The 12,828-nt window shown below is 69.5% G+C and carries 15 protein-coding genes; 14 read left to right on the top strand and 1 reads right to left on the bottom strand.

Annotation, left to right across the window (positions count from 1 at the left end):
- The first annotated feature begins 13 nt into the window (after positions 1–13).
- Genes ACLHG5_RS01410 through ACLHG5_RS01430 form a run of 5 tightly spaced genes read left to right on the top strand, consistent with a single transcriptional unit; the run spans position 14 to position 5,213 of the window.
- On the top strand, positions 14–379 hold the full coding sequence (locus ACLHG5_RS01410; RefSeq protein WP_411317649.1) for a YraN family protein: 366 nt from the start codon (positions 14–16) through the stop codon (positions 377–379).
- Complete coding sequence (locus ACLHG5_RS01415; RefSeq protein ID WP_411315980.1) at positions 379–1,920, top strand: YifB family Mg chelatase-like AAA ATPase; 1,542 nt, start codon at positions 379–381, stop codon at positions 1,918–1,920. The genes ACLHG5_RS01410 and ACLHG5_RS01415 overlap by 1 nt, the downstream gene beginning before the upstream one ends.
- Entirely contained in the window at positions 1,917–3,251 is a 1,335-nt protein-coding gene (gene dprA / locus ACLHG5_RS01420) for a DNA-processing protein DprA (protein WP_411317651.1), read from the top strand. Before ACLHG5_RS01415 ends, dprA begins: the two co-directional genes overlap by 4 nt.
- 25 nt (positions 3,252–3,276) lie before the next feature.
- Positions 3,277–4,224, top strand: a complete 948-nt coding sequence (locus ACLHG5_RS01425; protein ID WP_411317653.1) for a phosphodiesterase — start codon at positions 3,277–3,279, stop codon at positions 4,222–4,224.
- A 38-nt stretch (positions 4,225–4,262) separates the two neighbouring features.
- Entirely contained in the window at positions 4,263–5,213 is a 951-nt protein-coding gene (locus tag ACLHG5_RS01430; RefSeq protein WP_411317654.1) for a tyrosine recombinase XerC, read from the top strand.
- A gap of 5 nt (positions 5,214–5,218) precedes the next feature.
- On the opposite strand, the gene ACLHG5_RS01435 is transcribed toward ACLHG5_RS01430, so the two are convergent.
- Positions 5,219–5,803, bottom strand: a complete 585-nt coding sequence (locus ACLHG5_RS01435) for a M23 family metallopeptidase (RefSeq protein WP_411317655.1) — start codon at positions 5,801–5,803, stop codon at positions 5,219–5,221.
- Positions 5,804–6,089: 286 nt separating this feature from the next.
- On the opposite strand from ACLHG5_RS01435, the gene rpsB reads away from it, so the two are divergent.
- From rpsB to ACLHG5_RS01480, 9 genes are all read left to right on the top strand, one after another.
- Positions 6,090–7,142: a 30S ribosomal protein S2 gene (gene rpsB / locus ACLHG5_RS01440; protein WP_411315974.1), complete on the top strand. Its 1,053-nt coding sequence runs from the start codon at positions 6,090–6,092 to the stop codon at positions 7,140–7,142.
- A 10-nt stretch (positions 7,143–7,152) separates the two neighbouring features.
- The gene (gene tsf / locus ACLHG5_RS01445) at positions 7,153–7,980 is read left to right on the top strand and encodes a translation elongation factor Ts (RefSeq protein ID WP_411315973.1); all 828 of its coding nucleotides are present in this window, start codon (positions 7,153–7,155) and stop codon (positions 7,978–7,980) included.
- A gap of 99 nt (positions 7,981–8,079) precedes the next feature.
- Complete coding sequence (pyrH, locus tag ACLHG5_RS01450) at positions 8,080–8,796, top strand: UMP kinase (RefSeq protein WP_411315972.1); 717 nt, start codon at positions 8,080–8,082, stop codon at positions 8,794–8,796.
- Between the two features lie 45 nt (positions 8,797–8,841).
- Positions 8,842–9,396 carry a ribosome recycling factor gene (gene frr, locus ACLHG5_RS01455; RefSeq protein WP_411315971.1) on the top strand — a complete coding sequence of 185 codons (555 nt, stop codon included), beginning with the start codon at positions 8,842–8,844 and terminating at the stop codon, positions 9,394–9,396.
- Positions 9,397–10,383 (top strand): phosphatidate cytidylyltransferase, encoded by a 987-nt coding sequence (locus tag ACLHG5_RS01460; RefSeq protein ID WP_411315970.1) that lies wholly within the window; start codon positions 9,397–9,399, stop codon positions 10,381–10,383. It abuts the gene before it with no gap.
- A gap of 49 nt (positions 10,384–10,432) precedes the next feature.
- Complete coding sequence (locus tag ACLHG5_RS01465) at positions 10,433–10,987, top strand: DivIVA domain-containing protein (RefSeq protein ID WP_411317656.1); 555 nt, start codon at positions 10,433–10,435, stop codon at positions 10,985–10,987.
- Positions 10,988–11,063: 76 nt separating this feature from the next.
- Positions 11,064–11,759 (top strand): lytic transglycosylase domain-containing protein, encoded by a 696-nt coding sequence (locus ACLHG5_RS01470; RefSeq protein ID WP_411317657.1) that lies wholly within the window; start codon positions 11,064–11,066, stop codon positions 11,757–11,759.
- Positions 11,760–11,781: 22 nt separating this feature from the next.
- A complete protein-coding gene (locus ACLHG5_RS01475) occupies positions 11,782–12,087 on the top strand; it encodes a hypothetical protein (RefSeq protein ID WP_411315967.1) in 306 nt (101 codons plus the stop codon).
- A 28-nt stretch (positions 12,088–12,115) separates the two neighbouring features.
- Positions 12,116–12,826: an alpha/beta hydrolase gene (locus tag ACLHG5_RS01480; RefSeq protein ID WP_411315966.1), complete on the top strand. Its 711-nt coding sequence runs from the start codon at positions 12,116–12,118 to the stop codon at positions 12,824–12,826.
- Positions 12,827–12,828 lie beyond the last annotated feature (2 nt).

Below are 12,828 nucleotides of genomic sequence, written 5' to 3' on the forward strand. Positions count from 1 at the left end.
CGCGGAGGTGCTCATGGCGGCGAAAGACGAGCTCGGCAGGCGGGGTGAAGACCTCGCGGCAGCCCACTTGAGCGGCAAGGGGCTCACGATCCTCGAGCGCAACTGGCGGTGCCCGCTCGGCGAGATCGATGTCGTTGCGAGAGACGGTTCGACGATCGTGTTCGTCGAGGTCAAGACGAGGTCGAGTTCGCTCTTCGGGCATCCGCTCGAGGCGATCACGACCGTCAAGCTCGCGCGGTTGCGCCGGCTCGCGGGAGCATGGTGCGAGGCGCACCCCGGTGCGGGCGGCCGAGGCGCGCACATCCGCATCGACGCCGTCGCGGTCATCGCGCCCTCGGGGGCCGAGCCCGTCGTCGACCACCTCGAGGGGGTGTTCTGATGGCCGTCGCGCGCACGAGGGCGGTGTCTCTGCTCGGACTCGCGGGAGCGATCGTCGACATCGAGGCCGACATCTCGAGTGCGCTGCCCGCGTTCGTGATCATCGGACTGCCCGACAGTGCCCTGTCCGAAGCCCAGCATCGGGTCCGCGCGGCCGCGGCCAACTCGGGGCTCGAGCTCACCACCCGCAAGCTCACGATCAACCTCTCGCCTGCCGCCCTGCCGAAACACGGGTCGGCGTTCGATCTCGGCATCGCGCTTGCGGCCCTCGCCGCCGGTCAGACGGTGTCTGCCGAATCGGTCGAGCGGGTTGTGCATCTCGGCGAGGTCGGGCTCGACGGACGACTTCGGCCCACCCCGGGCATCCTGCCGGCCGTTCTCGCGGCCGCGCGAGCGGGCGCCGAGACGGTCATGGTGCCGAAGGCGAACGCCGACGAAGCGAGCCTCGTTCCCGGGGTGCGCGTGGTCGGGGTCGCCTCGCTGCGCGACGCCGCCATCTGGCACGGGGGAGAGTTCGACCCCGTCCCCGTCGAGGCGGTTCCGCTCTCCGTCGACACCGGGCCTCCGAGCGACGACGACTCGCTCGACCTCGCCGACGTCATCGGCAACGACGACGCTGTCGAAGCACTGCTCGTCGCGGCGGCGGGTGGCCACCACATGTTCATGCTCGGCCCGCCGGGCTCGGGCAAGACGATGCTCGCCTCCCGGCTGCCCTCGATCCTCCCCGACCTCGACACCGACGCTGCCCTCGAAGTCAGCTGCCTGCGGTCGCTCGTCGGGATGCCCGTGGGCACGTCACTGCGCACGCGGCCCCCGCTCGAATCCCCGCACCACACGGCTACCGCCGCCTCCATCATCGGGGGAGGGAGCGGCACGATCCGTCCGGGCGCTGCGGCCCGCGCCTCCCACGGTGTGCTCTTCATGGACGAAGCCCCGGAGTTCGCGTCGTCGGTTCTCGACGCCCTGCGTCAGCCCCTCGAGAGCGGCGTCATCAGCATCCACCGGGCCAACTCCGTCGCGCACTTCCCGGGCAGGTTCCAGCTCGTGCTCGCCGCCAACCCCTGCCCGTGCGGTCACTTCGGAGACCGCGACGCCGAGTGCACGTGCCCACCGCACTCGCGACGCCGCTACCTCGCGAGGCTCTCCGGCCCGCTCCTCGACCGCATCGACATCCAGTTGCGCGTGCACCGCATCACCTCGGCGCAGCTCCGCCTCGTCGACGACGCGCCGCGGTCCCGCTCGGCCGACGCTCGAGCGCGCGTCGTGACCGCGCGAGCAAGCGCCCGTGAGCGCCTCGCCACGACAGGGTGGCAGCTCAACAGCCACGTACCCGGCGCGTGGTTGCGGTCGCCGCGAATGAGGCTCGGCACCACGACGACGGCGCCGATCGATCGCGCCCTCGAGCGCGGCGGGCTCACGATGCGCGGATACGACCGCGTCTTGCGCGTCGCCTGGACGTTGAGCGACCTCGACGGATCCCCCCTCCCCGGCGCCGACCACATCGGGCGCGCGCTCTACTTGCGAAAGGCCATGGCGTCATGACGATGTTCGGACTCACCGAGGCTGTCGTCGCACCCCTCGTGCGCGCGGTCATCCCCGACAACGGACTCGATGCGGATGCCGCGGTGCTGCGCTCTCCCGACCGCGACGAGATCGCCGACAGGTTCGCTCGCGCGACCTGGACAGGCATCGCCGAACCCGGCGACCGTGTGGCCGGCGTGCTCGTGAGGGTGCTCGGTGCGGCTCCCGCCCTCACCGCCGTCGTCGACGCGTGGCCCGTCGAGAAGCTAGCCGAGAGGCTCGCCGACCGTGCCGCCGACCGTGCCGCCGACCGTGCCGCCGTCGCGGATTCCGTCGCACCCAGCTCGGTGTCGACGGACGACCTCGCGGCGGCCCTCGCCCGCTGGCGGCCGCGCGTCGTGTCGGCGACCGCTCTGACCTCCCTCACGCAAGCGCAACGCTACGGCGTGCGCCTCGTCCGCCCGGGAGACGCCGGTTGGCCTACGGGAGTCGACGACCTCGGCGACCACGCCCCGATCGCGCTGTGGATGCGGGGAAGGGAGACCACCCTCGAGACCCACGCCTCATCCATTTCCCTCGTGGGCGCGCGTGCCGCGACGAACTACGGCGAACACGTGACGATGGAGGCATCCGCGGGGCTCGTCGATCGCGGATACACGATCGTCTCCGGAGCCGCCTACGGGGTCGACGGGATGGCGCACCGAGCCGCGCTCGCGAGTTCGGGCGAGACGATCGCCGTGCTCGCCGGGGGAGTGGACCGGTTCTACCCGAGCGGACACGACGCCCTCCTCGCACGCATCGTCGAATCGGGGGCGGTCGTCTCCGAGCTCCCGTGCGGGTCGTCGCCCACGAAGTGGAGGTTTCTGCAGCGCAACAGGATCATCGCGGCGATGAGCGGCGCCACCATCGTGCTCGAGGCGGGCTGGCGGTCGGGCTCCCTCAACACGGCGGGCCACGCGGCCGCCCTCGGTCGGCCCCTCGGAGCGGTGCCCGGGCCCGTCACGAGTGCGGCGTCTGCGGGGTGCCACCGACTCATCCGCGAGTTCGACGCCGTGTGCGTCACGAGCGCGGAGGAGATGGCCGAACTCGCGCCCCTCGAGTCCCAGCTGCACTCCGAGCCCGACACGGCTACGGCCGGCGAGGCGCACAGCCGTAGGGGCCGCCGCAGCGACGGAGACCGACCGTCGGCCGAGCAGACCCGCGTGCTCGACGCTGTCACCTCGAGGTCGCCGCGCACCGTCGACGACATCGCCGCGCGCAGCGGCCTCGCGGTCGACACGGTTCGCGGAGTGCTCGGCACCCTCGACCTGGAGGGAGTCGTGCGCCGCGTCGAGCGTGGTTGGGTGCGGTGACGGCGGCCGCGTCTACTCTGGTCGCGTGACCAGCATCGGACAGCACCCCGCAACGCCAGCCGCTCCCGCGCACGTCATCGCCCACTTCAGCGACACCCACTTCCTCGGTGGCAACCGCCCGCTGCACGGGGCCGTCGACACGCAGAGCACCCTTGAGCTCGCGCTCAGCCAACTCGAGAGATCCGGAACCGCGCCCGAAGCGATCGTCTTCACCGGAGATCTCACCGACCTCGGCGAACCCGAGGCCTACGACCGACTCCGCCGCATCGTCGAACCGGCGGCCGCGCGCCTGGGTGCCGAGATCATCTGGGTCATGGGCAACCACGACGAGCGCCACCTCCTGCGCTCCCACCTCCTGAACGACTCGGGCGCCACCGATCCCGGCGCACCCTACGACCGCGTGCACACCCTCGGCGGGCTCCGCGTCATCGTGCTCGACACGACAGTGCCCGGCTACCACCACGGTGAACTCGCCGCCGATCAGCTCGCGTGGCTCCGCGAACAACTCGCGACGCCCGCACCGCACGGCACCCTGCTCGCCCTCCACCACCCGCCGATCCCGACATCCATCGACCTCATGAGCGTTCTCGAACTGCAGCGGCAGCACGAACTCGCCGACGTCATCCGTGACACCGACGTGCGAGGCATCCTCGGGGGCCACCTGCACTACACGACGCACAGCACCTTCGCCGGGGTGCCCGTGAGTGTCGCCTCTGCGACGTGTTACACCCTCGACTTGAGCGCCCTCGCCGGCACCTTCGCGGGAGTCGACGGCGGGCGCGCGTTCAACCTCGTGCACGTCTACGACGACCGCGTCGTGCACTCCGTCGTGCCGATCGGCGACTCGCCCATCGTGAGCGGATTCAGCGAGACCTTTCTGCGCAACATCGCGGCGATGACCCCCGACGAGAGGCTCGAGGTCTTCTCCAACAAGGCATCCACCGTGACCGTCGCCGACATCGAGAACCGGTGACCGCGCCGTGACGACAGACCGATGATGCGCGGCACCCGATGACCGTCGAGCGGGAACCGATGCGCGCGACCGCCCTCGAGCGCACCGTCGACGAATTCGCCACCCATCTCGTGGTCGAGCGCGGTTTGAGCGAGAACACCGCGCGCGCCTACCGATCCGACCTCGCAGACCTCGTGGACTTCGCCGCCGAACACGCCGTCGCGAGCGCGAGCGACGTCACCCTCGAGGTGCTGCGCGACTGGTTGTGGCGGGCATCGGAGCGGGGGCTCACGAGCGCGACCCTCTCGAGGCGATCCGCGTCGGCTCGAGCCCTGACCGCGTGGGCGATGCGAGCGGGGCACACGCCGACCGACGCGGGTGTGCGACTCAAAGCCCCGAGCGCCGACAACCACCTTCCGCGGGTGCTGACTCGCGATCAGGTCGACGCGTGCCTCGAGGTGCTCGAGCAGCGCGCGGCGACGGGCCACCCCGAGTCGATCCGCGACGTCGCGATCGTCGAACTGCTCTACGCGTCGGCGCTGCGCGTGAGCGAGCTCGCCGGTCTCGACGTGCGCCACGTCGACATGGCGAGGCTCACGGTGCGCGTCACCGGCAAGGGCTCGCGCGAGCGCGTCGTTCCGTTCGGCGTGCCGGCGAAGTCCGCCGTCGAGCGCTACCTCGTCGACGCGCGCCCCACCCTCCTGCCCGAGGCGAGCGATCGCCCCCGCATCGAGCCCGCACTGTTCATCGGATCGCAGGGGCGCCGCCTGGGAGTGCGCAGCGTCTATCGCGTCGTCGCCCGGATGCTCGCCGACCTCCCCGGTTCCGGATCGTCGGGGCCGCACACGCTCCGTCACACCGCGGCGACCCACCTCCTCGACGGCGGTGCCGACCTCCGCGCCGTGCAGGAGATGCTCGGACACGCGAGCCTCGGCACCACCCAGATCTACACGCATGTCTCCACTGAACGACTCAAAGACAGCTACCGTTCCGCGCACCCCCGGGCGTAGCGGGGTCACTCGAGCGGGCGGGTCGGCAGGAGCACGGCTCTCGGAATCCCCGTGAGATAGAGGAGCGGCGAGACGTATGCTCCGTCGAGCCTCGCCCCCAGGTGCAGGCAGGGTGCCGCGCAGTGGCCGGCCTCGAGCGTGCCGATCTGCTGCCCCCGCGCCACGATGTCGCCCTCAGACACCAACGGGTCCACGGGCTCGAAACTCGACACGAGCCCGTCGGCGTGTCTGATCGACACGACGGGTCGATCGACGACGACGCCGGCGAAGTGCACGGTTCCCGCTTCGGGTGCCGTGACCTCGGCCCCCTCGGCAGCCCCGACATCGATGCCGCGGTGCCCGGCCGAGTATGCCGTCGCCGGCGCGACGAACTCGCGCACGATGACGTGGGGGGAGGGCGCCGGCCACGCCCACCTCCCAGGCTCGCCCCGATTCGACGGGTCCGAGCCCGGCACGGTGAGCGAGACAGCCTCTCCCGCCCCGCCGCGCACCGACGGGGGCGGTGAAGCCCCCACGATCGCGAGGCACACGAGTGCCGTCGCGGCGAGGCTGAGCCGGGATACCTCGGCGAGGCGGGACGGGAGCGACATGGCACCGAGTCTCGGCCCGGGCGGCCGTCGGAAGATGCTCGCGGCGTCCGTCCGTGGATACCCGGCGACCGCGCCGGTTCTGCAGGACCGGTGCTAGTATTGCCCTCGCAGCGCGCGTGCGCGCTGACTACGCGTGCCCATCCGGCCGCCACATCCACTCAGTCACTCTCCGACGGACTCGTCCGTCGCCGGTGCGGATGTGCGCCAGGGCACCAGGGATCGCGCCACACGGCCGCGACGACAAACTGAGTTGGCGGGCTTCGCCCTGCCGGAAAAGGAGACGGCCATGGCCGTTGTCACCATTCGCCAGCTGCTCGACAGCGGTGTCCACTTCGGACACCAGACCCGTCGCTGGAACCCGAAGATGAAGCGCTTCATTCTGACCGAGCGCTCGGGCAGCCACATCATCGACCTGCAGCAGTCGCTCGCCCACATCGACAAGACCTACGACTATGTCAAGGACACCGTCGCCCACGGCGGAACGATCCTCTTCGTCGGAACGAAGAAGCAGGCTCAGGGCTCCATCGCCGAGCAGGCTCAGCGCGTCGGCCAGCCCTACGTGAACCAGCGCTGGCTCGGTGGGCTCCTCACCAACTTCCAGACGGTCTCGAAGCGCCTCGCGCGCATGAAGGAGCTCGAAGAGCTCGACTTCGACGACACCACGAAGGGCTTCACCAAGAAGGAGCTCCTCATCAAGAAGCGTGAGCTCGTGAAGCTCAACCGCAGCCTCGGCGGAATCCGCAACCTCACGAAGACCCCGTCGGCGATCTGGATCGTCGACACCAAGAAGGAGCACCTCGCGATCGACGAGGCGCACAAGCTCGGCATCCCGGTCATCGCGATCCTCGACACCAACTGCGACCCCGACGACGTGCAGTACCCGATCCCGGGCAACGACGACGCCATCCGTTCGGTCGGTCTGCTGACCCGCATCATCGCGGATGCTGCGGCAGAGGGTCTCATCCAGCGTCACCAGAAGCCCGACGAGGCCGACGCTCCCGTCGAGCCCCTCGCGGCGTGGGAGGCTGAACTGCTCGGACAGGCCGACGCGCCCGCCGCCGACGCTGCTCCCGCGGCCGACGCCGCAGCGACCGAGGCCCCCGCAGCGACCGAGGCTCCCGCAGCCGAGGAGCCCGCCGCCGACCTCCCGGTCGAAGAGAACGACGCCGACGCGGTCGCCGCGGAGAACGAAGCCGCCGCCGACGACACGATCGTCCCCGAGCACACCGTCGAGTCCGACGCTGAGACCGAGGCGAAGATCGAAGCCGAAGCGAGCGACGAGGAGAAGACCCCCGCCGCCCCCACGAAGCCCGCAGCTTCCGCTGCGTCGAGCAAGTAAGGACACCCAGATGGCAAACGTAAGCCTCGCTGACGTCAAGACCCTCCGCGACCGCCTCGGCACCGGGATGGTCGACACCAAGAACGCCCTCGTGGAAGCCGACGGCGACCTCGACAAGGCCACCGAGCTCCTCCGTCTCAAGGGAGCGAAGGGCAACGCGAAGCGTGCCGACCGCTCCACGAGCGAGGGGCTCGTCGCGGCGACTCAGGCATCCGGTGCGACGACGATGATCGAGCTCGCGTGCGAGACCGACTTCGTCGCGAAGGGCGACCGTTTCGGCGCGCTCGGCCAGAACGTGCTCGACTTCGTGTCGACCGCGGGTGCGACGACCGTCGAGGAAGCCCTCGCGGCTCCCGCCGGCAAGCAGTCGGTCGCCGAACTCATCGGTGACGAGGCCGCGGTGCTCGGAGAGAAGATCGAGCTCCGCCGCGTCGCCGTCGTCACGGGTGACAACTTCGAGGTCTACCTCCACCGCACGAGCAAGGACCTCCCGCCGCAGGTCGGCGTGGTCGTCGGCTACACGGGTGACGACGCCGAGACCGCTCGCGGTGTCGCGCAGCACATCGCGTTCGCCGACCCGCAGGTGCTCAGCCGCGACGACGTTCCGGCCGACGAGGTCGAGCGCGAGCGAGCGATCGTCACGGAGATCGCGAAGGGCGAGGGCAAGCCCGAAGCCGCTCTTCCGAAGATCATCGAGGGGCGCATCACGGGCTTCTTCAAGCAAGTGGCACTGCTCGAGCAGGACTACGCGAAGGACAACAAGCAGTCCGTCGCGAAGGTGCTTGAGAGTGCCGGCGTCACCGTCACCGGGTTCGCCCGCTTCAAGGTCGGCGCGTAACACCACGTGTGTCGAGGGGTCCGAGTCGCGTGAGCGGCTCGGACCCCTTTTCGATGCCCGACCCCCTACCCTGTAACGAGCCGCACGCGAGGAGCCCCCATGACATCAGACACCGGTAGACGTCGAGTCCTCCTGAAACTCTCAGGCGAATCCTTCGGCGGTGGCTCCCTCGGGGTCAACCCCGACGTCGTGAGCGCTCTCGCGCGAGAGATCGCCGAGGCCGCGCAGGATGTCGAGGTCGCGATCGTCGTCGGCGGAGGCAACTTCTTCCGCGGCGCCGAACTGAGCCAGCGGGGCATGGATCGTGGCCGCGCCGACTACATGGGCATGCTCGGCACCGTCATGAACGCGCTCGCCCTGCAGGACTTCCTCGAGCAGGCCGGTGCCGCCACGCGCGTGCAATCCGCGATCTCGATGACCCAGGTCGCCGAGCCGTACATCCCGCGTCGCGCCGAGCGACACCTCGAGAAGGGGCGAGTCGTCATCTTCGGTGCGGGAGCGGGGCTCCCGTACTTCTCGACCGACACCGTCGCCGCGCAGCGTGCCCTCGAGATCGACGCCGACGTCGTTCTCGTCGCCAAGAACGGGGTCGACGGCGTCTACTCCGCCGACCCCAACAAAGACTCCTCCGCCGAGCGGATCGACACGATCACCTACCAGGAGGCCCTCGTGCGCGGTCTCAAGGTCGTCGATTCGACGGCGTTCAGCCTGTGCATGGACAACGGCATGCCCATGGTCGTCTTCGGGATGGCCCCCGAGGGCAACGTCGCGGGCGCGATCCGCGGCGACCGCATCGGCACCCTGCTCTCCAACTGATCTGCCGCGACTAAACTCGACTCAAGCCCCACCGAAGGAGACAGCGTGATTGCCGACGTCATGACCGAAGCCAGAGACAAGATGGACAAGTCGGTCGAGGCCGCGAAAGACGACTTCAGCAACGTGCGGACCGGCCGGGCCAACCCCGCGCTCTTCCAGAAGATCCTCGTGGACTACTACGGCTCGCCGACCCCCCTCGCGCAGCTCGCGGGCATGCAGAACCCCGAGGCGCGCACGCTCCTCGTGACGCCCTACGACAAGAGCGCGCTCAAAGACATCGAGCGGGCCCTCGTCAGTGCGCCGAACCTCTCCGCGAACGTCGGCAACGACGGCGAAGTCATCCGCGTGACGCTCCCCGAGCTCACCGAGGAGCGCCGCAAGGAGTTCGTCAAGATCGTGCGCAGCAAGGGCGAGGACGCCAAGGTGTCGATCCGCAACATCCGCCGCAAGGCCAAGGACGATCTCGACGCACTCAAGAGCGAGGTCGGAGACGACGAGGTCAGCCGCGGGGAGAAGGAACTCGAAGCCGTGACCAAGGCGCACATCGACGCGATCGACGACGCGCTCAAGAAGAAGGAAGCCGAGCTGCTCGAGGTCTGAATGTCGGACTCTCCGGAAGGCCCCCAGACACCTCTCGCGAACAACCGCCCGCCCAGGCGTCGCGACGAGTTCGAGGCTCGAGCCTTCGCGACGCGCGACGACATCGTGGCTCAGGTCGCCGCGAGACGCGCGCAATTCGATCAGGCGAACGAGAGGCTCGAGGAGCGCACGGGGCGCAACCTCCCCCTCGCGATCCTGTTCGGGCTCGTTCTCGGCGTGAGCATGCTCTTGAGCCTCATCGTCGTCAAAGAGCTCTTCATGCTCGTGGCCTCGGCCCTCGTGGCGTTCACGGCGCTCGAGCTCGCGAGCGCGCTCCGTTTCGCGGGCCGCGACGTCCCCCGGTTCGCCGCCGTCGCGGTGTCGGTCGCGATGGTGCCCGCGATCTTCTACTTCGAGGGAGAGGGCCTGTGGTTCTCGTTCCTCGCGGCGGTCGTCCTGCTCGCCCTCGCGCGCACGGCCCAACTCGCGACCCCCACCGGGCGCGTCCCCGCCAAGCAGTTCTGGAGTGACATCGGGGCGGGAACGCTCATCGTCGCCTATGCGCCATTCCTCGGCGGGTTCGGGGTTCTCCTCACCGCTCAAGACGGCGGGGAGTGGTGGACTCTCGCCTTCCTGATCGTGGTCATCTCGACCGACACGGGGGCGTACGCAAGCGGACTGCTCTTCGGCAAGCACCCCATGGCCCCGCGCATCAGCCCCAAGAAGACGTGGGAGGGATTCGCCGGATCCGCCCTCGTCGCGGTTCTCGCTGGCGTGCTCCTCGCACTCTTCATGCTCGGGCAGCCCTGGTGGTTCGGGCTCATCTTCGGTCTCACGATGGTCGCGACGGCGACGGTCGGCGACCTGACCGAATCGCTCATCAAGCGCGACCTCGGCATCAAAGACATCAGCACGTGGCTCCCCGGGCACGGGGGCTTCCTCGACCGACTTGACTCGGTGCTCCCGAGTGCCGCGGCCGCCTACGTGCTCTACCTGCTCTTCGCGTGACCGTCCGCGGGGTTACGGCCCTCGTCGGGGCGTGCGGCAGAATGTCTGCGTGAGCACAACATTCCCCCGCACCCGTCGATCCGTTCTCGGTTACGATGTCGAGCAGGTCGAGGACTTCCTCGAGGATGCTCGACGCGCCTACGGGGCCGAGCCCGGCGAGCTCACGGTCGTGACCGCCGCGAGCATCCGCAACACGGCGTTCGCGATGCAGAAAGGCGGCTACTCGCCCGCGAGCGTCGATGCCGCCCTCGAGAGGCTCGAGGATGCGTTCGCCGTGCGTGAGCGCGAGGCCGCCGTGCAGGCGCTCGGAGACGAGGAGTGGTTCTCGCGCGCTCGGGAGCGCGCACAGGAGATCCTCGATCGACTGGCCCGACCCGAGGGGGCGAAGTTCGATCGCGCCGGTCGGTTGACGGCGGGATACGACGTGCGCGACGTCGATGCGTTCGCCGAGCGTCTCACGAGGTACTTCCAAGACGGCGCGAGCGTGACCGTCGACGACGTGCGCACCGTCGCGTTCCGGTCGGTGCGACACGGCTACCGCGAGGCCCAGGTCGACATGGTCCTCGACGCCGTGGTCGACGTCATGCTCTCGGTTCGCGCGTGACGTGACAGACCTTCCGGGGCACCGGAAGCGGTCTCGATGCGGCGAATCCGACACTATGGTCTAAAATGTTATAAATATGGCCCGTCACACTGATCTCGTGTTCTCCACGCCGTCGCTCTCGACCGCAGGAGACTCCGCTCAACGACGAAAGATGCGTCGGCGCGGAACGACCCTCCCGATGTTCGCCTCCTTCGCGGCGCTCGCGTTCGTGCTCGTCTCGGTCACCTCGCCGATGTCGCAGAACGACGCGGCCGCGGCCGCGGTCATGGCGCAGATCGAGCAGGGAACGACTCAGAACCTCGCTGTCGGCACGGTCGAGACCGCGACGGTGTCGCGCGACTCCTACGGCGTCACCGGCAAGCCCGAGCCCGTCGAGGTCGCTGCTGCTCCCGAAGAGACCGAAAGTGACGACGTCGCGTCGGCCGAGCCGGAGGCTCCTGCGACCGCTCCCGTCGCCGGCACGCCCGATCCCGGGTCCGCGCAGGCGATCGCCCACGACATGGTTCTCGCCCGCGGATGGGGCGAAGGCGAATTCTCCTGCCTCGTCTCGCTGTGGAACAAGGAGTCGGGCTGGAACACCTTCGCCGCCAACCCGAGCAGCGGTGCCTACGGCATTCCGCAGTCCCTCCCCGGCAACAAGATGGCGTCGGCCGGCGGCGACTGGGCGACGAACCCTGCGACTCAGATCACCTGGGGTCTCGGATACATCGCGGATCGCTACGGAAGCCCGTGCGGTGCGTGGGGTGCGAGCCAGGCCCAGGGCTGGTACTGACCCTCCGCCGTACACTGGAGGGATGCCCCGCAGCAACCGCCCTCGCTCAGCGCGAGGTCGCGGCAACGGGGGCGGCGCGAGCGATGAGGAGTACGACATCGCGAACGCGTTGCGCGGTCGCGCGACCGTCGAGTCCAAGCGCGGTCGCTCCTTCACCGTGCAGCAGGTTCCCGCATCGACCAAGACCTACGTGTGCCCGGGGTGCTCGCTCGCGGTGACACCGGGAACGGCGCACGTCGTCGTCTGGCGCGCCGACGGACTCATGGGCGAAGCCGACGACCTCGCCGCGCGCCGTCACTGGCACACGCACTGCTGGCGGATCTCCTAGGGTCCGCGACAACGAGAGAGAAGACCCCGTGGAGATCAAGAGTTCTGTCGTGCTACCGGCGCGTCGAGAAGACATCGAACTCACGACGGCCGACGGGCTGACTCTCGTCGGAGAGCTCGCTCTGCCGGAGAGCGCGGAGCCCGTCGCCACGATCGTCGCCCTGCATCCGCTGCCGACCGCGGGCGGCTTCATGGACTCCCACATCATCCGCAAGGCAGCAGCGCGGCTCCCGGCCCTCGCCGACATCGCGGTGCTCCGATTCAACTTCCGGGGGGTGACGTCTCCCCGCGGAACCTCCGAGGGGGAGTTCGGCGAGGGCATCGCCGAACAGCACGACCTCGCAGCCGCACTCGACTTCGTCGCCGCCCGGGGTCTCCCCGCTGCATGGCTCGTCGGCTGGTCATTCGGAACGGAGGTCGCTCTCAAGCACGGGCGCTCCGCCGACGTCGAGGGAGTCATCCTGCTCTCGCCCCCGCTGCACCGCACGTCCGACGCGGAGGTCGCCGCGTGGGCCGACAGTGGCAAGAGGGTCGTCGCGCTCATCCCCGAACTCGACGACTATCTGCGTCCCGAGGCAGCCATCGAACGCTTCGCGAGCATCCCCGACGCCGAGATCGTGGCGGTCGAGGAGGGCAAACACCTGTGGGTCGGCGAGAATCAGACGAGGCGCGTGCTCACCGAGATCGTCGCGCGACTGAACCCCGGTGTGCTCCCGCTGCCCGAGGAGTGGAACGACTAGGG

It is taken from the genome of Marisediminicola sp. LYQ85, assembly GCF_046600695.1.
Taxonomy (GTDB): Bacteria; Actinomycetota; Actinomycetes; order Actinomycetales; family Microbacteriaceae; genus Marisediminicola.

Coding starts and splice junctions, on each gene's coding strand:
- ACLHG5_RS01410 (WP_411317649.1), top strand. CDS start 14: ATGGCGGCGAAAGACGAGCTCGGCAGGCGGGGTGAAGACCTCGCGGCA.
- ACLHG5_RS01415 (WP_411315980.1), top strand. CDS start 379: ATGGCCGTCGCGCGCACGAGGGCGGTGTCTCTGCTCGGACTCGCGGGA.
- dprA (WP_411317651.1), top strand. CDS start 1,917: ATGACGATGTTCGGACTCACCGAGGCTGTCGTCGCACCCCTCGTGCGC.
- ACLHG5_RS01430 (WP_411317654.1), top strand. CDS start 4,263: ATGACCGTCGAGCGGGAACCGATGCGCGCGACCGCCCTCGAGCGCACC.
- ACLHG5_RS01435 (WP_411317655.1), bottom strand. CDS start 5,803: ATGTCGCTCCCGTCCCGCCTCGCCGAGGTATCCCGGCTCAGCCTCGCC.
- rpsB (WP_411315974.1), top strand. CDS start 6,090: ATGGCCGTTGTCACCATTCGCCAGCTGCTCGACAGCGGTGTCCACTTC.
- tsf (WP_411315973.1), top strand. CDS start 7,153: ATGGCAAACGTAAGCCTCGCTGACGTCAAGACCCTCCGCGACCGCCTC.
- pyrH (WP_411315972.1), top strand. CDS start 8,080: ATGACATCAGACACCGGTAGACGTCGAGTCCTCCTGAAACTCTCAGGC.
- ACLHG5_RS01460 (WP_411315970.1), top strand. CDS start 9,397: ATGTCGGACTCTCCGGAAGGCCCCCAGACACCTCTCGCGAACAACCGC.
- ACLHG5_RS01470 (WP_411317657.1), top strand. CDS start 11,064: ATGGCCCGTCACACTGATCTCGTGTTCTCCACGCCGTCGCTCTCGACC.
- ACLHG5_RS01475 (WP_411315967.1), top strand. CDS start 11,782: ATGCCCCGCAGCAACCGCCCTCGCTCAGCGCGAGGTCGCGGCAACGGG.